The sequence below is a fragment of the Vibrio sp. Vb1980 genome, assembly GCF_033338615.1.
Taxonomy (GTDB): Bacteria; Pseudomonadota; Gammaproteobacteria; order Enterobacterales; family Vibrionaceae; genus Vibrio; species Vibrio alginolyticus.
In genome coordinates this window covers 116333-135402 of sequence record NZ_JAWOSZ010000011.1, presented here as the reverse complement: position 1 = coordinate 135402, position 19070 = coordinate 116333, and the positions used below count along the sequence as shown (strand labels likewise).

Below are 19070 nucleotides of genomic sequence, written 5' to 3'. Positions count from 1 at the left end.
TTTTATTCATGGGGTGAGGTATCCACGTTACACGTGGCCTAATTACTTGCTTTAAGTTACACGGAAGAAACACGTCTTTTTTTAGCGAGGGCCATTGCTATATTTGCGGTACTGTAGGCGCTCTCATTGATAAAGTGCGGGTAAATTTCCCCTTTGCCATTCCAATGGATATCATAACCAGCGAAAGTCGCTAATAAAGGTGCTCCTGGTTTGACCGCCTCAAAATCTCTGCCACAAATAGTAGGGTGTACTAGTGCTTGCCGCATACCCTCTTGATCAAGTGGAACCCTGATTTCTTCGGTGTAAAAAAACGCCTCATAATCGCTCAGTAAGCCTATTTGGTTGAGGTTGTGCTTTTCAACATAGTCCAATACTGCGGTAAGCATCTGTTTCATCAACTCCAACGTACTGTACTCTAGCGCACCATGTGCTTGCGCCCCGACCTCAATCATTATTCCATATTGCCCAGCAGTACAAAGGTAAGGTTGCTCTTGCCATTCTTTTCGCTCTTCGAAAAGGACATGTGCTGATGGCATTCGTTGTTTGACGTACGCGCCCAGTTTCCGATAAAACACATCGTTAGAAAGCAAAATCAACGTCGCTCCCATATTGCTTGTTGTATTGTGCAGGTTAACAATCAACAGTTTTTCTTGGTTTGCATATTTCTCGATAAATTGATGTGCAATCTTGCTTTCATGCAAACCAGGACAATGATTGCTATTCATTGCTGAGAACTCGCGATTTAAGTCTGTATCGATGTATCGGACGTTGTGTTTTACTGCTTCGGAGTTTGCGATGATCGAGCAGGCTGAAAAGGTTGATCTATTGACAGAGTAACGTTTTTCTTTGATTAGTTTATGTAAATAAATACCAGAAAGTTCGTTTCCGTGTGTTCCTGCAACGATAAGTGCTGAATTGAATGTGTTCATTATTGAGCCTTCTCAAAGAGAATGGGTTGAATGACTGGTCTTCTCTTAGCCAATCCAGTGAACTGAATAAACGTTTACTAAACTGAGTAAAAATAATCCTAGATATGTTATAACATAACAATCGTTGTTATTGATACTTAGTTTCTCATGAGTCAGTTTAAATTTATTGCTTTAATCGTTGCTGTGTTTTGTTTTTCGGTCGCTTTGCTTCTACCTACAGAGGATGAGCCAAATCAAGATAGTCACAGCACTCAACTGAATCAAAGCAGTGATTCGTCATCACCTCCATCATCAAAGATAGTGGTTCCCTCAGATATCAGTTTGACTCCGTTGCCTAAACCTAAACCTAAACAAATACACTACATAGTTAAAGTGGGAGATACGCTCAGTGGTATCTTCGCTCAATTGGGTCTCCCTTACGGTATTTTGCAGCAAATTCTCTCAGTTGATCTTGATCACCTCCAGCTAGATATGATTCAGCCCGGTGAAGAGCTTGAATTAGTGATGGATGACATGGGGCAATTGAGTCGACTAATTTATCATATGAGCCTTGTAGAGAGGGCTATCTACACTAGAGAAAACGATGGCTCCTTCTCTTACGAATTTCAGGAAATTTCAGGGGAATGGCGTGAAACCTTATTTTCGGGAGAAATCAAAGGGAGTTTTTCAGTCTCGGCACATCGAGTAGGATTGGCATCAGGCCACGTCGCAAATATTACGCAGGTGATGAAAGATAAGATTGATTTTGCGCGATCTCTTAGAGCCGGTGACCGTTTCGATATATTAGTGAAACAGCAATATTTAGGTGAACACAAAACTGGCAATAGTGAGATTAAGGCTATTTCTTTTAACTTAGCGAGGGGCGAAGTCGCTGCATTTCTAGCCGAGGATGGACGGTTCTATGATAGAGCTGGTAACAGTTTGGAGCGAGCGTTTAACCGTTATCCTGTCGATAGGGCATACCGCCGAATCACCTCTGGGTTTAACCCTAAGCGTAAACACCCAGTGACGGGAAGAGTCACCCCGCATAACGGAACGGATTTCGCGACACCAATCGGTGCGCCAGTTTATTCTACTGGGGATGGAAAAGTAATTGCGGTCCGCAAGCACCCTTATGCCGGTAATTATTTAGTGATTGAACATAACAGTGTGTACAAAACTCGTTACCTACACTTGAATAAAATCTTGGTTAAAAAAGGTCAAGTTATAAAGCGTGGGCAAAAAATAGCCCTCTCTGGGAATACTGGTCGTTCAACCGGACCACATTTACATTTTGAAGTTTTAGTTCGTAATCGTCCGGTTGATGCAATGAAAGCCGACTTACCTATCGCGAAGTCGCTTCCTAACATCCAGAAACCTTCATTTTTGGCGCGAGTATCAGAGTTTGATTATCTAGTAGAAACGAAAAACTGAGTCCCGACAATTTGTTGGGGCTCAGTTATGCTATTTTGTGTTGTGAGGTTGGAGCAATAGGTGAGTCTCAATATGTGTTCCTAGAAGAATAATGACTGCGATTTTTTCTTTTACGTGCGCCCACATCCGCAACATCGGACGCTTTGCAACAACCTCCGCCTTTGATCGGCCTACGTGAAAACATCACACCAATCGCGAGCATCGCAATACAACTTAGGAAAATAAGAACGGTAAGAACTAAAGTCATAACACCACCTCCTATAAATCGCTGTATTGTCATCTTTCTCCAATTTTATAAACAAAGCAATGGTCGTTTTGTAACCACTTATTGTTTTTATCAATAGTCAGACCTTTGCTGGTGATGAAACGTGCTGAGAAACGAAGGCGAGTTCTGAAAAATCAGTCTCTGTGGTCTTTACCGATTCTTAAGCTTTGGGTCTAAGACAGCAATTGGATTCCTTCTATAACTCATCAAATTGTTATGTTATAACATGTGTTTATTCAGAGTTTGTAGGTCAAAGGTATGCCATCAATTCCAGTCACTATTTTGCATGGGTTTCTCGGGTCAGGGAAAACCACTTTTTTACGCAACATTCTTCAACAAGCCGATTCTTCTGGTATTGATCTTTCCGTTATTGTGAATGACATGAGTGAGTTAGACGTTGATGGCGTGCTTATCTTAAATACCGATGCGGTGAGTGAAGAGCAGGGCAACTTTGTCACGATCAGTGGAGACAGCATCAGCAGCCCGAGTGGTGTAAAGCAGCTCGATAAAGCCCTTAAAAAGCTCTGCGCAGAAAAATGGCCAGAATGGATTGTGATTGAAACGTCGGGCAGTAGTCATCCTTTGCCTTTGGTTGAGTATTTTAAAAACAACGCACAATTCGCACTCAAAGACGTAATTACGTTGGTGGATGCGACTTGGTTGCGAGATGACTATCGACAAGGTTCTGCCTTAATCCCTAAGTGGCAGGAGAACGTGCAGCAGGGTGTTCGCGGCGTTGAAAACTTGTTGGTAGAGCAAATCATGTTCTCAAACCGTATCATGCTCACCAAGACGGACAAAGTGGACGACAATACCGTTCGCAACATCGCGCAGGCGATTCACCCGCTTAATGTTTACACCGAGATAATCAAAACGTCATGGGGAAACTTAGATATCCGCATGTTGAAAGGTGAGCAAGACTACAATTTCTTCCTCGTTGAGCAGTTAACCGCAGAACTTCGTGAGACGGCGAATGAGCCGTTGAATCTCTCTGATAAAGACGAACAAAGCCTTGTCGCCAAAGTGATCAAAGATGATCGACCTTTTCATCCTGCGCGTTTGTGGAATACCTGCCATCAGTATTTAACTAAAGGTGTGTTCCGCAGTAAGGGGTTCTTTTGGTTCCCAACTCGAGACGATGTTTCACTACTTTGGAGCCAAGTAAACGGCAATGTGGGGCTTGAAATTACAGGCTTTTGGCGCGCTTCGGTAATCAATGACGAATCGCAAAACTTCACAGAGGAACATCGTCAAATCCTACAAGATAAGATAGACAGCGTTGAAAGCCGCTTTGGTGATCGTCGTTGTCGCTTAACGGTGATTGGGCAAGAAAACGAAGTCGATGTGTTTATTGATGCGCTGGAAAACTGCTTTTTAACGGATGTGGAATTGGAGCAATGGCAACAAGGGGCAACATTTGAAGATCCTTGGCCAAAGAAAATAGCTAAGTTGAGCCAGAAGAAGACGGTTTGAATGCGATGGTGAGGATTCCCTCGCTGCATGTTTGCTCGGGTTGTTTCGAGAACGGACTTACTGAATTGGCTCGGTATACCAAAATTGGCTCTGTGTAACGAGAAAGCCTCTCGAATGGTGAGAGGCTTTTTTGTATCTCAGTCGTTTACTGTTCCCATTCAGGGAAAGGGTCTTCCAGAGATAACCAATAGTCGAGTCCTTGCTCCATCTCACCTTCTGTTAACAAGCATTCGTTGAGACGAGCAATCAATTTCTCTTGCTCTAATCCCTGACCAATAAACACCAATTCTTGTCGCATATCGCCGTATGGTTCTTACCAAATGTCGTTTATAGCATCGAGGTAATCTTGATCCGTCGGCCATTCCTCCTTCGGAATCGCTTTCCAAAACATACCCGCAACACCATAACGTGCGATGCCTCCCGCTTGGCTCCATTGACCGACAAACTCTGGTCTTGTTGCTAGCCAAAAGTAACCTTTGGAACGAATCAGTTTGCCGTAATCTTTCGCATTGTGGAGGAAGTCGTAAAACTTCTCTGGATGGAAAGGGCGTCTCGCATGATAGGCAAAGCTGGAAATGCCGTATTCTTCGGTTTCAGGTATGTGCTCGCCTCGCATTTCCTTCAACCAACCTGGGGCTTGTTGTGCCTTTTCAAAACTGAAGCTTTGTGTGTCGAGTACCGCATCAAGTTCTACTTCACCATTCGAGATAGGAAGAATAGTGGCCGATGTATTGAGAGTTTTAAGAATAGCAAGAAGCCTTTCGATTTCTGATTTCTCAGCGAGGTCGGTTTTACTTATCAAGATAACGTCAGCGAACTCTACTTGATCAACGAGCAAGTCGGCGACGCTGCGTTCATCGTCTTCACCTAAGGATTCGGCTGTCTCTGTTAAGAACTTAGCTTCATCGTAATCACGCAGAAAGTTAATCGCATCAACTACTGTAACCATGGTGTCTAAACGTGCAACGTCTGAAAGTGAGAGCCCGTTTTCATCGGCAAAAGTAAAAGTCTCTGCAACGGGGAGTGGCTCGGCGATGCCAGTGGACTCGATAACTAAGTAATCGAATCTGCCTTCTTGCGCGAGTTTAGTGACTTCTTCAAGCAGGTCTTCACGCAGGGTACAACAGATGCAACCGTTACTCATTTCAACCAACTTTTCTTCACTGTGGTTGAGAGAAACTTCATTCTGAACGGTCGCTGCATCGATGTTGACTTCGCTCATGTCGTTGACGATGACCGCAACTTTTCTGCCTTGTCTATTGTTAAGAATATGACTTAAAACGGTTGTTTTTCCTGCGCCTAGAAAGCCGGACAAAACCGTAACAGGGAGTTTCTGGGTGTTCATGCTCATGCTCTTTATAGTGTAATGTTATAATATAACAATTAATATAGTCGGTGATCTTAACTCTGGCATCAAGCAGTTTGTGACTGTGTCGAGTACTGCACCTTATTGGCGCATTCATTCGTCGTTAAGTTATACAGATTCAGATGTACGGAATTTAGAGAGCGAACTCTTATCTCGGTGTGGAGGTTCTATGAACGAAGAGAAAAAGCATGTCATGACAGAAGAAGAAATTCTTGCAGCGCCCGAGGCGGATTATATGAATGAAGCTCAGCTCGCATTTTTTGAAAACCGATTATTTGAGCTTTATGAATCGACGTTAGCGCATATTGAACGCGCGAAAGAAGAGATGATTGCGCCAATGGAATTCAGTGACGAAAGCGATAGGGCGTCCAGTGAGGAGCAATCTGCAATCGCATTAAGAATCATAGATAGAGAGCAAAAGTTGTTACCTAAGATTCAACAATCGTTGGCTCGCTTGCGCACAGGGGAGTATGGCTATTGTTTAGAGTCCGGAGAACCTATCGGCATTCCAAGGTTATTGGCACGACCTACTGCTGAATATAGTGCAGAAGTAAAAGCTCAAATGGAGTCAAAAGAGCACTGGTATAAACACTAAAGCCTCACTATCTTATGACGTCGATATTCTTCTCGTTCACTTGTTTTTTTTGATGTTCTCTGAGAAGTCTAAAGCGATGGCGACTACCGTTAGGTATGGTAGTCATTACCTTTGAGATATTAATAGTTATCGATAGGATAGAAGTAAGTTCTGTATTGTAAATAACGCATCATTTTTGTTTTTCTGAATGAGCTCTCGCTATGTTAGCGTCAAACATTTTCTCTGCTACTTCAAGCTGATCTTCTATCCTTAAAGCTAAATTGGTACTGGAGAAGTAGCATGATTGACTTTGTGGCAACTTTTATCTTTTTCTTTGCTGTCATCGATCCCATAGGTACTGTGCCCGTTTTTATCGCAGCCACAAAAAGCTATGAAGAAGTGGCAAAGCGTAAGGTCGCTCTGTTTGCGACTCTATTCTCCGCTGCTATCCTACTGTTTTTTGTTGTTGCTGGTGAAATCATACTTACAGCAATGCGTATTCCCTTGTCTGCGTTTCAAATCTCGGGCGGTATCGTATTGTTCTTGTTTGCTTTGACTATGATATTTGGTGAGAGTAAACCAGCAGAAGAAATCAGAACGCTCAATAGTCATCATGATACAGCAGTTTTTCCTCTAGCCATTCCATCAATTGCTAGCCCTGGCGCAATATTAGCCGCCGTTTTACTCACAGAGAACGTGCGGTTTAATATTTGGGAGCAAGTCCAGACCGTGGCTATGATGCTGCTGGTACTATTGGTTGTTTATATCTTGCTATTAATGGCCAGCGGCATACACAGGATTATTGGGAATACAGGAGCTAGTGCTGTAAGTCGGATCATGGGGTTGATATTAGCCGCTGTGGCCACGACCAACACTCTGAATGGGATTGAAAGTTACTTTGACCTTTAAGGCTGTTTCGCAAACTGAGCTGAAGGAGTTGAAAGTAAAATGCATAGATGTTGAGGGTATATATCAGATGGGGGAACTGGAGCAACACTTGCCCCCATTGAGCTGTGCCAATACTCAAAGATTAGCTGCTAGAAAACAATATCGATAATTTCTCCGCTTAGGCACTACTCTATAATCTTGTAGTCTCGCAGTATATAGAGCCTAGCATGGAGGAATTTATTAGCTTCAACGTGCCAAGACAAGACTTTTTCATGCCGTGAGAGTATCTGAAAAGTCGGGAGGCTGAGAAGTTTATTCAGTATGGCTCTTATTGGGCAGTTTATGGATCAGCCAGTAACCAAGACTCATACTAAGAACTACAGCCGCAATTCCAATCAGGTACATTGGAGACAAGGTTTCAAAGTCTATAATAATGACCTTTCGGGAGATTGCCATCAGCGCGGTGGCCATGACGATTTTTACATGAATAACATTTTCTCTCAGGTAAATAGTTATATTGATGAAAATTTCAATAGCAATTAAAACGGCCATAAAAGCACCAAAAGTGGCTAGCATATCTGAAATCGTCAGAATGAGTTTAGGTGGCGTGATAAGTTTTTGATATATCGTCCATGCAACATCTATCACACCCATGACGATTACAAACAACATAACTATCGACAATACTCTTACAGACCAATGAATCACTACCTGTAATTTCTTTGTTAACTTATCATTTTTATCGACTTCCATGACCCTGTTTCCTTCGCTTGTTTATGTTCACTTAACCTTCATATGTTGAAGCTAGACAATTGAATACATGTCGTTTAAAGCATAGTTGCTGTGGTGAGAGATAGAAGCGTCCGAGGGAAGGAAGTTATGAAACTTAGGAGTGGGCACAATGTTGGACACATAATGTAATCTCTGGTGTCATGCGTTATTACCTCATTGCCTCATTTCTGATCGTGACGAATCGACTGATGAGGTGGTGATTCATCACCTTCACGGCAAACTGAATGAGCGAATACCACAACGTATTGATACTGGGCAAATCGATGCGTTTGTTGCTCCGTGCGTTGTTAATAGAAATCCAAGCGAATAAGGAGTGGGTAATCGCTCAAAAGTCGGGTGGAAAAGCGGTAAAACGGCGAAAATTATTGGAACTAAGTCAAAGCCCTTTTTTGATGAAAAGGCTTATTGATCTGAACACACCAATTTTCCATATAAGTAAATCCACAAATACAAATCTAAAGCTGGCGATAAAGAGCTTTAATATTGATAAATATATAAACAGCTTGGGCGCTGAAGAAATTTCAGTATACTGCGCTTAGGTTACACTGGAGAAAAAATCGCCGTATTCCCAGCGAGAATCCTTTTATAAGAAATAGAAATCGCGTTTGAATATGCAACCAAACGATTTTGCCGCTTGCAGTTTATTCGGTATACAAATAATAAACCTTTGACTAGTCCGAAGGTCGGTCAAATGAGAGAAAGTCATGTTTTTTAATAAGTCGCTTCAACAAGAAAATCAACGATTAAAGCAGGAGTTGCAAATCCTGCAGCAAATCCAAACCAGTTTAGATGAAGAGATGATCCGCTTAACATTGGATAGTAAAGGCCTCATTACTTCTGCAAATACCAAACTACAGCAAGAACTTTTCTTACATGATGATGAGATCTTAACGAAATCAATTACTGAATTGGTACCGTCAAATTCGCGCAATACAGACCACTTTCATCGAATGAAGAAAGCCGTCCAAGATAAAGTGTTCTGGAATGGGGCATTGCAAGTACAGAAAGGTAATGGTGAGGAAGCCTGGTTAAGAACGATTATCCAGCCTGTTTTAAATGAGCGCAGAGAAGTAGAAAGCTTTTTTGTTTTTGCTTCTGAACTTACGCGAACGATCAAATCATCCCGTGAGCAAGAGGACATGCTAAATGCATTAAGTCGTTCTATGGCGGTGATTGAGTTCACATTAGATGGCCATGTTTTAAAAGCCAACGATAATTTCCTAAACACAATGGGTTATACGCTTGATCAGATTCAAGGGAAGCATCATCGCATGTTTTGTGATCAGGAAGAGTCGAGCTCTCAAGCTTACCGTGAGTTTTGGCAACGTTTAGCAAAAGGGCAATTTTCATCAGAGCGATTCAAACGAGTTAACCGTTATGGTGAAGAGGTGTGGCTAGAGGCTTCATATAACCCTATCCATAACGACAGAGGAGAGCTCTACAAGGTCGTTAAGTTCGCGACAGATATTACCCAGCAGGTGATGCAGGAACAGAAAATGGCCCAGGCTGCGCAATTGGCGAACGAAATCTCCCAAGAAACTGGTACACAAACCCTGCAAGGGCAAGAGGTTATAGGCTCAACGTTAGAAAAGATGCAGATACTTTCCGAGCAAATGCAGCAAGCGAACACCGCGATTGACGAGCTTAAAGCGCACTCATCGCGTATTAGCGAGTTGGTAAATAGCATCAGTGGTATCGCTGACCAAACTAACTTATTGGCGTTAAATGCGGCGATAGAAGCGGCTCGTGCGGGTGAGCATGGTAGAGGTTTTGCCGTTGTTGCTGATGAAGTCAGACAGCTTGCTACAAGAACCAATGCAACCACCGATGAAATTGTCACAATGGTCAGTGAAAACCTACAGCGAACAGATAACGCAGTTAAGCTGATCGCTAAATGCCAAAAAGAAGCACTAGATACGCTAGAGCTCTCTGAAAAAGCAGGCAATGTGATGAATGAAATACAAGATGGCGCTAGCCGTGTTGTAGAGGCCGTGGAGCAATTTAACCGCTCGTTGTAGTTAATCAATAGGTTTTCATTGTAGGGGCGATGGGTAAAAAGCAATTCACCTTATTCAACCTGTATTGAGGAGCGTTGAAGTCGCAATACTACTCCTGCCGCAGTCAAGTTAAGCGTTTTGAAGGAGGGGTAGTTCGACACCCCGTACAGGTTTTAGCCAGTTTGCTTGCTGTATAGAATGCTAAAGTAATTTAGTATGCGAAAAGGCTTGCCTTAAGACTTTGCCTGCATTTAATGTATCTAGAAGCAGAACTTCAATCTGCGTGACAACAATACAGGAGAGGATCGGGCTTTCACTTTTTCGCTCGACACAAACCCCTTTCAAATTTACACAGTAGCGCAGTAAAACTCTCTTGCTGCGCTATTGTGTGTTCCATATTTTGTGAGTACTTATGTTTAACTCAGAACGCAAAGCGACGGTTATTCTGGTTGCGACGACGATGATCGCGGCACTTGGCTGGATATTCTCTAAGGAAACAATACAGGGTTTACCACCTTTTGGCTTTATTGGGGCGCGATTTACAATCGCTTCGCTCTGCTTGCTGCCTCTATGTTACCGACCTTTGCTGAAAGCAAACTTAAAAGATGTGTTATCTGCTAGTGGTGTCGGACTCCTGTTAGGCAGTGCCGTTATGACATGGATTTACGCCATTTCTATCAGTGATACTCTCGGGGAAGGCGCATTTATCATGAGCCTTTCCATGCTGTTTGTGCCGATTGTTGCATGGGTTATGTTTCGTCAACGACCACAACGAATTTTCTGGCTTTCTTTGCCTATCGCTGTATTAGGTCTCGCTTGTCTTTCTTTAGTTGGTGGCTGGAAACAATCGGCCAGTCAATTGTGGTTTCTTGGTGCAGCACTGGTTTTGGCGCTTCATTTTAATGTGAACAGCAAATACTCTCAAAAACTACCTGTGTTGCTGCTTACTTGCGTGCAACTTTTTTCAGCAGGTTGTTTAGGTTTGTTGGTTTCATTTTTTATGGAATCTTTCCCGGCAGAGGTGGACTCCTCTATTTGGTGGTGGTTTGCGTTGAGTACCTTATTAGCGACGAGCTTGCGTTACGTAATGCAAACCATGGGGCAAAAATTTGTTCAGGCAGGTAACGCTGCTCTAATTATGATATTAGAACCAGTTTGGACGGTTATTCTGAGCGTGCTGTGGTATGGCGAAGTGCTAACGGCAAATAAACTAGTAGGTTGTGTGCTTATCTTATTTTCTCTAATTATTTATCGTACTGGCGGGCGGTTTCGCTTCCCAACTCGAAAGTAGAGCAAATTAACTTGGGTTGGGAGAATTTGAGGTGCCGGATGGCCTTCTACGAAAGTGATAATACGCGGTTACGCAATGCTAATGACACTTTTGATGTAGGCTGCCGACCCAGCTCTTCGCTGATCATCCAGCCAGCTTTAGCCAGTAGCTCTAAGTCGATCCCCGTTTCTATTCCTAACCCTTGGCATAAATATAGTACATCCTCCGTTGCGACATTTCCTGATGCGCCATGAGCGTATGGACATCCACCCAGCCCAGCGACACTGCTGTCGATGGTATTGATGCCCATACTCAAGGCTTGATGAATGTTGGTGAGAGCTTGTCCCCATGTATCGTGGAAATGGACAGCAAGCTGGGGAAGAGGTGCAACCAACATGACGGCTTCCAGCATAGCAGCAATTCGATTTGGCGTGCCTGTGCCGATTGTATCGCCTAGAGATACTTCATAGCACCCTAAATCGATGAGCGATTTGGTCACGCTCGCCACCTGTTTAGGGGCTGTTGGACCGTCGTAAGGGCAATCTGCAACGCAGGATAGATAACCTCGAACAGGGATGCTGTGTTTGGTGGCTAATCGCATTACAGGCTCGAAGCGAGTTAAACTTTCTGCAATCGAGCAATTGATATTGTGTTGGCAGAATCCTTCTGATGATGAAGTGAAAATTGCGACCTGATTGGCACCAGCCTCCAAGGCTTGTTCGAAGCCTTTTAGGTTTGGTGTCAGGGCAGAATAAGTAACATGATTTCGCCTTGTTATTGCTTTCATGACCTCTGTTGAGTCCGCCATTTGTGGCACCCATTTGGGCGAAACAAAAGAGCCCGCCTCAATATGCGTTAGCCCAGTATCAGAGAGTAAGTTGATCAACCGGATTTTAGTCTGGGTCGCAACAGGAGATTCATTTTGCAATCCATCTCGTGGACCTACTTCGACAATATTTACTTTGGAAGGCAGCATTACTTGTCCTGTGATTTGGTTACCCAACTTGGGCTTCGTTTTTCAAGAAACGCTTGCAGCCCATCTTGACCTTGGGGTGATACTCTAATGTCCGCAATGAGCTTGCTAGTATAGTGAATCAGTTGTTGATCGATGGGGTTTTGATGACATTGATGGCAGAGAGTTTTCGCTTTACGCATCGCATCTGGGCTATTAAGTAGCAACGTCTTGATTACACTATCGACCGCATTTTCAAGCTGTTTGGCTTCTTTCACTTCGTGCACAATACCAAACCGTTCGGCATCTTCGGCTGAAATGACTTCACCACTTAAGATATAGCGTCTAGCTTGTCTATTCCCCATCGCGCGCATGACGTAAGGCGCAATGGTCGCTGGAACTAAACCAAGCTTAACTTCACTTAAGCAAAATTTGGCACTTTGGCTTGCGATGGCGATATCACTACAACAAATCAACCCTAAAGCACCACCATAAGCGGAACCTTGAACAACTGCGATGGTGGGTTGAGGGAACGAATCTAATGTTTCCATGAGTCTTGCCAAGTTTTGGGCATCAACGAAGTTATCTTGCCTCGTGCTGTCGGCCATCGACTGCATCCAATTCAAATCGGCCCCGGATGAAAAATGCTTACCGTTACTTCTTAATACCAAGCACCGCACATCCGTTCGTAAAGCGAGATAATCTAGGCGGTGGATCAGCAAGTCGATCGTACAAGCGTCAAAAGCATTGTGTTTGGCTGTTCTGTTTAGGGTAATGGTCGCTACGCCATTATCATCGACATGCCAAAGAACATCATCTTGCCTTTGGGCGTTGGGAATAATGCTTGGTTGCATTTCCTGCATACTAACTTCCTTAATTCATCTTTGGATGTTTACATTCTGAAGACGCCAAACTCGCTATCAGGAATGGGGGCGTTTAATGCTGCTATTAACGCTTGACTCAACACCTGACGCGTTTTTTTAGGGTCAATAATTCCGTCATCCCATAGCCGAGCACTCGCAAAATAGGGATGTCCTTGTGTTTCATACAAGTCTATGATCGATTCTCTAAAAATGTGCTCTTCTTGCTCTGACCACGCTTCCCCCTGACGTTCCTTCGCGTCTTTTCGAACTTGTGTTAAAACGCCTGCTGCTTGTTCTCCGCCCATCACAGAAATACGCGCGTTCGGCCACATCCACATCATGGTTGGATCATACGCTCGGCCGCACATGCCGTAATTACCAGCGCCGTACGATCCACCGATGATCACGGTAAACTTCGGCACGTCAGCACAAGCGACGGCCATCACTAGCTTGGCGCCATGTTTTGCGATGCCTTCTTCTTCAACCTTTTTTCCGACCATAAAGCCGGTAATATTTTGGAGAAAAAGAAGCGGTGTTTTCCGTTTGGCGCACAGCTCAATAAAGTGCGCGCCTTTTTGTGCCGATTCAGAAAACAAGATACCGTTGTTTGCCACAATGCCAATCAAGTGTCCTTGAATACGAGCGAAACCACACACTAGCGTTCTGCCGTACAAGGCTTTGAATTCGTCGAAATCAGAATCATCGACGATGCGGGCAATAATTTCTCGAACGTCGAATGACAGTCGTAAGTTGGCATTCACGATTCCGTAGATTTCTTCTGCGTCGTAGCGGGGAGGAAGCACGGTGTTTTCTGGCTTAACAGGTCTTGTTCTATTGGCATTGGCAATGGCTTCTCTCGCAAGCATTAGGGCATGTTCATCATTTTCAGCGTAATAATCTGCGACACCAGATTTTCGACAATGCACGTCTGCACCGCCGAGCTCTTCACCCGTCACGACTTCGCCAGTGGCCGCTTTCACCAAAGGTGGCCCCGCCAAAAAAATGGTGCCTTGCTCTTTAACCATAATGGACACATCCGCCATGGCAGGAACGTACGCGCCCCCAGCAGTGCAAAGCCCCATCACAACAGCAACTTGGGGGATGCCTTTCGCTGACATTCTCGCTTGGTTAAAGAAAATGCGACCAAAGTGTTCTTTGTCGGGGAAGACGTCGGACTGATGAGGGAGATTTGCGCCACCGGAGTCCACCAAATACACGCAGGGGAGTTGGCAACGTTGGGCAATCTCTTGTGCTCTAAGGTGTTTTTTTACCGTGAGTGGGTAGTAGGTTCCGCCTTTTACCGAAGCATCGTTGGCGATGACCATGCATTGAATCCCCTCTATGATACCAATGCCGGCGATAACACCAGCGCAGGGGATCGCTTCGTCATACACTTGCCAGGCGGCAAACTGGCTGATTTCAAGAAAGTCAGTGTTGTCATCAAGCAAGCGCGCGATGCGTTCTCGTGCGGGGAGTTTTCCTTTTTGCCTCTGGTGCTCAATGGCTTTTTCACCGCCGCCCTGTTTGATGGTCTCGATGTGTTGATTAAGTTGAGTGACCAACGTTTCCATCGCAGCTTTATTGGAAAGAAATAACTCGTCAGTTGGCTTAGTTTTACTTTTGATAATGGCCATAATGACTTCCTTGTCGTATGTTCCGTTAGCGAGATTCTTCGAACAGCTCTCGGCCTATTAACATGCGGCGAATCTCAGAGGTACCCGCGCCGATTTCATAAAGCTTTGCATCACGTAGCAAACGACCAGCAGAGTATTCATTGATGTAGCCATTCCCACCGAGCAACTGGATTGCATCGAGTGCCATTTGTGTGGCGAGTTCTGCACTGTACAAAATCGCGCCAGCGGCGTCTTTGCGTGTTGCGTTACCTCGATCACAAGCCGCTGCGACGGTATATACATACGCTTTTGCTGCACTCATTCGAGAGTACATATCGGCGATCTTGCCCTGAACTAACTGAAACTCGCCAATGAGTTTTCCAAACTGCTCTCGTTCATGTACGTACGGGACCACAATGTCCATGCAAGCTTGCATTATCCCGAGTGGTCCGGCAGCAAGGACGACGCGCTCGTAATCCAGCCCACTCATTAACACCTCGACGCCTTGATTCAACTCGCCAAGAATATTCTCTTTTGGCACTACGCAATGGTTAAATACAAGTTCGCAAGTATTCGAGCCTCTCATGCCTAGCTTGTCCAGCTTTTGAGCATGAGTGAAACCTGCGAAGTTACGTTCAATAATGAATGCGGTAATGCCACGTGAACCTGCGCTGACATCCGTTTTAGCGTAAAGCACCACTACGTCAGCATCGGGCCCGTTTGTTATCCACATTTTGTTGCCATTCAGTACAAAATGGTCGCCCTTGTTCTCCGCTTTCAGTTGCATGCTTATCACGTCTGAACCGGCATTGGGCTCACTCATCGCTAGGGCGCCAACGTGCGTACCATCAATGAGTTTTGGAAGGTATTTTTCGCGTTGAGAAGGCGTGCCGTTACGAAAGATTTGGTTGACGCACAGGTTAGAATGAGCGCCGTAGCTTAAAGCGACAGACGCAGAGGCACGGCTGATTTCTTCCATGGCAACAACATGAGCGAGGTATCCCATGCCTGCACCACCAAGCTCTTCATCGACGGTCACACCAAGCAACCCCATTTCTCCCAACAAAGGCCATAAATGATTCGGGAACTGGTTATCGCGGTCTATCTCAGCGGCGATGGGCGCAATATGTTCCGTAGCAAAGGCATTAACGTGTTCTCGGAGCATATCGATGGTATCACCAAGTCCGAAATTGAGTGGGGTATAGGTGCTTTTCATAACGTCTCCCGGTATCAGAGGTAAGGTGGAAAAGCCGATAGCGGTGTTGCTAATTGAGTATAGCGTTTATGTCTGCTTGCTTTTGAGTGTTTGAATACAACGCTCCTTAGCGGCATTCAACTCAGCCATAACGACGCTGATGTCGTTGAGTTGTTGTTGTAGGACGGCTTGTTTCTCTTCAATGATATTGAGCATTTTCAATAACTGTCCCTCGGTTTGTTGCATGTCGTAGAGCTCGAAAAGTTCACGAATTTCTGCCAACGAAAAACCGAGCCGTTTCCCTCTTAAAATCAGTTTGAGGCGAATTCTATCCCTGCGTTGATAAACGCGCATATTGCCTTTTCGCTCTGGTTCAATCAGACCCACGTCTTCATAAAACCGGATACTGCGAGTAGTAATATCAAACTCCTTGGCGAGGTCACTGATCTTGTATTTTTCCATAACATACTTACCTCGAATAAAAATCCAGTTTCTGGAAATCGAACCTTAAATGGGAAGGCCGAACATCAACTTTGAAATATAAACGTCTGCTTGGTGTGTTTTTTTATCTCATTGTAAAGGCTAGTGCTATGCTTACGTAAACGTCAAGAAATCGCGGAATGAAAGTTTGTTAGTGAAAAAGGCGATAAAGGCTGGTGTGGCGCTTGGTGAGTAATTCTATGTAGGGTGTCATCATTCTGCCAAGTGTTCACATATACCTTAAGGGAATGCGAATCATGGGAAAAGACATCTGGATTGTCAGCGCGAAAAGAACGCCAATTGGGCGCTTTCAAGGCAAGTTGCAAACTTACTCTGCTCCTCAATTAGGCGCACTGGCGATCAAGGCGGCAATGCACGAAGTGAATGTGACTTCGGTGGATGAAGTGTTCATGGGATGTGTGCTTCCAGCAGGGTGTGGACAAGCTCCTGCGAGGCAAGCATCTATGGGGGCCGATCTTCCTTTGGGTGTAGGGTGCACCACCATTAACAAAGTGTGTGGCTCTGGCATGAAGAGCGTCATGTTAGCGCACGATCTCATTAAAGCTGGAACGATTCGCTCAGCCATTGCTGGTGGTATGGAAAGTATGACCAATGCGCCGTATTTGCTGAGGGAGGCGAGAAAGGGAATGCGCATGGGGCACCAGTCTACGTATGACCACATGTTTCTCGATGGGCTACAAGATGCTTACGAAGGGCACTTAATGGGTGTTTATGCTCAGCAAGTCGCTGACAGGCTTAAGTTCACCAGAGAGCAAATGGATGAATGGGCCGTGATGTCGGCAAAACGTGCGTTGGAAGCTCAAGAGCGAGGCTTGTTTGCCGATGAACTTTCGCCGGTTTCACTCAATACCAAGTCAGAACAAGCGGTGCTGGACTACGATGAGCACCCACGCTCGATTGACCTTGGTAAAATTCCTCAACTCAAACCTGCATTCGATGAAAAAGGTACGGTGACCGCTGCTAATTCGAGTGCCATTTCAGATGGCGCGGCGGCTCTTGTGCTTATGGATGAAGACACTGCGCGTCATCAGGGGCTTAAACCACTTGCGATCATCAAGGCGCACTCTACACATGCCAGAAAACCTGCAGAATTTACTTTGGCACCCGTTTACGCAATTGAGCAACTGCTGTTCCAGCTAGATTGGTCAATTTATGAAGTGGACCTGTGGGAAATCAATGAAGCCTTTGCCGTTGTGACACAAATAGCGGTGGCGGAACTTGGACTAGATACGAGCAAAGTAAATATTAAAGGTGGAGCCTGTGCACTTGGGCATCCGATAGGGGCTAGTGGCGCACGAATTCTGGTGACATTGATTCACAGTTTGCGTCAGCTACAAGCGCTAGGCACCAATGGTGATCTCGAAGCCAAAAAAGTGATGCGGGGTGTTGCGTCACTTTGTATCGGTGGTGGAGAAGCCACGGCGATAGGCATTGAAATACCGCTTTAATTGAAATCAGAAAGGAGTAAATGATGACTCGTTTGGTTCCCTTGTTTATTGGTGGCGAGTTTCGTGAATCTCAAACATCGGATTGGGTTGAGGTAACCAATCCTGCCACTAATGATGTCATTGCGTACGTTCCATGTTCCACAGAGCACGAGATGGAAGCTGCCATTGATAATGCGAAAGAGACATTCCAATCCTGGAAGGAAGTGGCGGTATCCGAGCGTGCCAGAGTCATGCTTCGTTATCAGCACTTGCTCAAAGAGCATCATGATGAGCTTGCCACACTGCTTTCTCATGAAACGGGTAAGATTTTAGCGGATGCTAAAGGCGATGTGTGGCGTGGTATCGAGGTGGTTGAGCAGGCGGCAAACATTGCTAGCAACATGATGGGCGAAACCGTCGAAAACGTTGCCACGGATATTGATAGTTACTCAATGATTCAGCCCCTAGGTGTGTGTTGCGGCATTACGCCATTTAACTTTCCTGCCATGATTCCGTTGTGGATGTTCCCAATCGCTATCGCTGCGGGCAATACATTTGTGCTTAAACCCTCCGAACAAGTGCCATTGACCTCTATTCGTTTAGCTGAATTATTTGAGCAAGCTGGCGCGCCGAAAGGAGTGTTGCAGATCGTTCATGGCCGCAAAGAGCAAGTCGACTTTCTTCTGGCTCATCCTGATATTCGAGCGGTGTCATTTGTTGGCTCGGTTCCCGTTGCCCGTTATATCTACACCACAGGGACTAAACATTTTAAACGGGTTCAAGCTTTTGCTGGTGCAAAGAATCACATGGTGATCATGCCTGATGCAAACAAAGATCAAGTGGTGAATAACCTAATCGGAGCCTCCGTAGGGGCTGCGGGGCAGCGTTGTATGGCAATTTCTGTTGCGGTATTTGTCGGCGATTCAAAACAATGGATTACAGACCTCAAACAGGCAATGGCGAAAGTACACCCAGGGCCTTGGGACGATGAGCAAGCTGCTTATGGCCCACTGATCAGTGAGCAAGCTAAACAACGCGTATTGGACCTAATTGAAGATGGCAAACAACAAGGCGCAGTGTGTGAACTCGATGGCAGTCAGTGTGAAGTGGAAGGCTTTCCCGATGGAAACTGGATTGGCCCAACCTTGTTTAGCGGTGTAACAGCGAACATGTCGATTTACACGCAAGAGATATTTGGCCCTGTCTTAGTTTGTATGGAAGTCGAAACGTTGCAAGAAGCTATTGAGTTAGTGAATCGCAACCCTTACGGCAACGGAACTTCTATATTTACCGCTAATGGCGCTGCTGCGAGAAAATATCAGCATGACATTCAAGTCGGTCAGGTTGGGATCAATGTGCCTATTCCAGTCCCTTTACCATTTTTCTCCTTTACTGGTTGGAGAGGCAGTTTCTATGGTGATTTACATGCGTATGGTAAACAAGCGGTACGTTTTTATACCGAGACCAAAACGGTGACGGCACGTTGGTTTGATGACGATATTCCAACGGGGCCTAATTTGACCATCCAACTGCGCTGAGTGAATAGAAGGAG

General features: G+C 45.0%; 16 protein-coding genes and 2 pseudogenes. 10 read left to right on the top strand and 8 right to left on the bottom strand.

The genetic code is table 11. The annotated features are described in order from the left end of the window. Nucleotides 1-56: 56 nt before the first annotated feature. On the bottom strand, nt 57-929 hold the full coding sequence (locus R7F64_RS16665) for an aspartoacylase (protein ID WP_318071914.1): 873 nt from the start codon (nt 927-929) through the stop codon (nt 57-59). A gap of 147 nt (nt 930-1076) precedes the next feature. On the opposite strand from R7F64_RS16665, the gene R7F64_RS16660 reads away from it, so the two are divergent. Beyond that, nucleotides 1077-2342, top strand: coding sequence for a peptidoglycan DD-metalloendopeptidase family protein (locus R7F64_RS16660; RefSeq protein WP_213869702.1), 1266 nt, complete (start codon nt 1077-1079; stop codon nt 2340-2342). Nucleotides 2343-2865: 523 nt separating this feature from the next. Next, a complete protein-coding gene (locus R7F64_RS16650) occupies nt 2866-4080 on the top strand; it encodes a CobW family GTP-binding protein (protein WP_206949049.1) in 1215 nt (404 codons plus the stop codon). Nucleotides 4081-4225: 145 nt separating this feature from the next. Here the strand turns inward: R7F64_RS16650 and zigA are convergent. After that, nucleotides 4226-5425, bottom strand: a pseudogene (zigA, locus tag R7F64_RS16645) (zinc metallochaperone GTPase ZigA). 190 nt (nt 5426-5615) lie between these two features. On the opposite strand from zigA, the gene R7F64_RS16640 reads away from it, so the two are divergent. Further along, nucleotides 5616-6041 carry a TraR/DksA C4-type zinc finger protein gene (locus R7F64_RS16640; RefSeq protein ID WP_017635733.1) on the top strand — a complete coding sequence of 142 codons (426 nt, stop codon included), beginning with the start codon at nt 5616-5618 and terminating at the stop codon, nt 6039-6041. Between the two features lie 279 nt (nt 6042-6320). Beyond that, nucleotides 6321-6929 carry a MarC family protein gene (locus tag R7F64_RS16635; protein ID WP_017635732.1) on the top strand — a complete coding sequence of 203 codons (609 nt, stop codon included), beginning with the start codon at nt 6321-6323 and terminating at the stop codon, nt 6927-6929. Between the two features lie 291 nt (nt 6930-7220). Here the strand turns inward: R7F64_RS16635 and R7F64_RS16630 are convergent, their stop codons facing one another. Next, entirely contained in the window at nt 7221-7661 is a 441-nt protein-coding gene (locus tag R7F64_RS16630) for a phosphate-starvation-inducible PsiE family protein (RefSeq protein WP_104976546.1), read from the bottom strand. Nucleotides 7662-7924: 263 nt separating this feature from the next. On the opposite strand from R7F64_RS16630, the gene R7F64_RS16625 reads away from it, so the two are divergent. The 4 genes and pseudogenes from R7F64_RS16625 to R7F64_RS16615 all read left to right on the top strand — a co-directional run bounded on the left by R7F64_RS16625 (nt 7925) and on the right by R7F64_RS16615 (nt 10988). Then, a complete protein-coding gene (locus tag R7F64_RS16625; protein ID WP_104976547.1) occupies nt 7925-8239 on the top strand; it encodes a hypothetical protein in 315 nt (104 codons plus the stop codon). Between the two features lie 165 nt (nt 8240-8404). Continuing rightward, nucleotides 8405-9184 (top strand): annotated as a pseudogene (locus tag R7F64_RS24540) (PAS domain-containing protein); the annotation flags it as partial. Further along, complete coding sequence (locus R7F64_RS24535) at nt 9182-9718, top strand: methyl-accepting chemotaxis protein (protein WP_372036153.1); 537 nt, start codon at nt 9182-9184, stop codon at nt 9716-9718. The pseudogene R7F64_RS24540 and the gene R7F64_RS24535, both read left to right, overlap by 3 nt. A 391-nt stretch (nt 9719-10109) precedes the next feature. Beyond that, nucleotides 10110-10988, top strand: a complete 879-nt coding sequence (locus R7F64_RS16615) for a DMT family transporter (RefSeq protein WP_047100918.1) — start codon at nt 10110-10112, stop codon at nt 10986-10988. Nucleotides 10989-11034: 46 nt separating this feature from the next. On the opposite strand, the gene R7F64_RS16610 is transcribed toward R7F64_RS16615, so the two are convergent. The 5 genes from R7F64_RS16610 to R7F64_RS16590 form a co-directional block, all read right to left on the bottom strand. Next, entirely contained in the window at nt 11035-11943 is a 909-nt protein-coding gene (locus tag R7F64_RS16610) for a hydroxymethylglutaryl-CoA lyase (RefSeq protein ID WP_085568956.1), read from the bottom strand. Further along, nucleotides 11943-12782 carry an enoyl-CoA hydratase-related protein gene (locus R7F64_RS16605; RefSeq protein ID WP_206969244.1) on the bottom strand — a complete coding sequence of 280 codons (840 nt, stop codon included), beginning with the start codon at nt 12780-12782 and terminating at the stop codon, nt 11943-11945. The genes R7F64_RS16610 and R7F64_RS16605 overlap by 1 nt, the downstream gene beginning before the upstream one ends. 29 nt (nt 12783-12811) lie before the next feature. After that, nucleotides 12812-14416: a carboxyl transferase domain-containing protein gene (locus tag R7F64_RS16600; RefSeq protein ID WP_136976445.1), complete on the bottom strand. Its 1605-nt coding sequence runs from the start codon at nt 14414-14416 to the stop codon at nt 12812-12814. A 25-nt stretch (nt 14417-14441) separates the two neighbouring features. Next, nucleotides 14442-15611: an isovaleryl-CoA dehydrogenase gene (locus tag R7F64_RS16595; RefSeq protein WP_318071913.1), complete on the bottom strand. Its 1170-nt coding sequence runs from the start codon at nt 15609-15611 to the stop codon at nt 14442-14444. A 66-nt stretch (nt 15612-15677) separates the two neighbouring features. After that, entirely contained in the window at nt 15678-16052 is a 375-nt protein-coding gene (locus R7F64_RS16590) for a MerR family transcriptional regulator (RefSeq protein WP_017821195.1), read from the bottom strand. A 275-nt stretch (nt 16053-16327) separates the two neighbouring features. On the opposite strand from R7F64_RS16590, the gene R7F64_RS16585 reads away from it, so the two are divergent. Both R7F64_RS16585 and R7F64_RS16580 read left to right on the top strand, forming a co-directional pair. Further along, nucleotides 16328-17539: an acetyl-CoA C-acyltransferase gene (locus R7F64_RS16585; protein ID WP_017821196.1), complete on the top strand. Its 1212-nt coding sequence runs from the start codon at nt 16328-16330 to the stop codon at nt 17537-17539. 23 nt (nt 17540-17562) lie between these two features. Next, entirely contained in the window at nt 17563-19056 is a 1494-nt protein-coding gene (locus tag R7F64_RS16580) for a CoA-acylating methylmalonate-semialdehyde dehydrogenase (protein ID WP_064354633.1), read from the top strand. Nucleotides 19057-19070: the final 14 nt, after the last annotated feature.

Bases quoted from the DNA above. Each gene is read 5' to 3' on its own strand.
- R7F64_RS16665 (WP_318071914.1), bottom strand. From the start codon at position 929: ATGAACACATTCAATTCAGCACTTATCGTTGCAGGAACACACGGAAAC.
- R7F64_RS16660 (WP_213869702.1), top strand. From the start codon at position 1,077: ATGAGTCAGTTTAAATTTATTGCTTTAATCGTTGCTGTGTTTTGTTTT.
- R7F64_RS16650 (WP_206949049.1), top strand. From the start codon at position 2,866: ATGCCATCAATTCCAGTCACTATTTTGCATGGGTTTCTCGGGTCAGGG.
- R7F64_RS16640 (WP_017635733.1), top strand. From the start codon at position 5,616: ATGAACGAAGAGAAAAAGCATGTCATGACAGAAGAAGAAATTCTTGCA.
- R7F64_RS16635 (WP_017635732.1), top strand. From the start codon at position 6,321: ATGATTGACTTTGTGGCAACTTTTATCTTTTTCTTTGCTGTCATCGAT.
- R7F64_RS16630 (WP_104976546.1), bottom strand. From the start codon at position 7,661: ATGGAAGTCGATAAAAATGATAAGTTAACAAAGAAATTACAGGTAGTG.
- R7F64_RS16625 (WP_104976547.1), top strand. From the start codon at position 7,925: ATGAGCGAATACCACAACGTATTGATACTGGGCAAATCGATGCGTTTG.
- R7F64_RS24535 (WP_372036153.1), top strand. From the start codon at position 9,182: ATGCAGGAACAGAAAATGGCCCAGGCTGCGCAATTGGCGAACGAAATC.
- R7F64_RS16615 (WP_047100918.1), top strand. From the start codon at position 10,110: ATGTTTAACTCAGAACGCAAAGCGACGGTTATTCTGGTTGCGACGACG.
- R7F64_RS16610 (WP_085568956.1), bottom strand. From the start codon at position 11,943: ATGCTGCCTTCCAAAGTAAATATTGTCGAAGTAGGTCCACGAGATGGA.
- R7F64_RS16605 (WP_206969244.1), bottom strand. From the start codon at position 12,782: ATGCAGGAAATGCAACCAAGCATTATTCCCAACGCCCAAAGGCAAGAT.
- R7F64_RS16600 (WP_136976445.1), bottom strand. From the start codon at position 14,416: ATGGCCATTATCAAAAGTAAAACTAAGCCAACTGACGAGTTATTTCTT.
- R7F64_RS16595 (WP_318071913.1), bottom strand. From the start codon at position 15,611: ATGAAAAGCACCTATACCCCACTCAATTTCGGACTTGGTGATACCATC.
- R7F64_RS16590 (WP_017821195.1), bottom strand. From the start codon at position 16,052: ATGGAAAAATACAAGATCAGTGACCTCGCCAAGGAGTTTGATATTACT.
- R7F64_RS16585 (WP_017821196.1), top strand. From the start codon at position 16,328: ATGGGAAAAGACATCTGGATTGTCAGCGCGAAAAGAACGCCAATTGGG.
- R7F64_RS16580 (WP_064354633.1), top strand. From the start codon at position 17,563: ATGACTCGTTTGGTTCCCTTGTTTATTGGTGGCGAGTTTCGTGAATCT.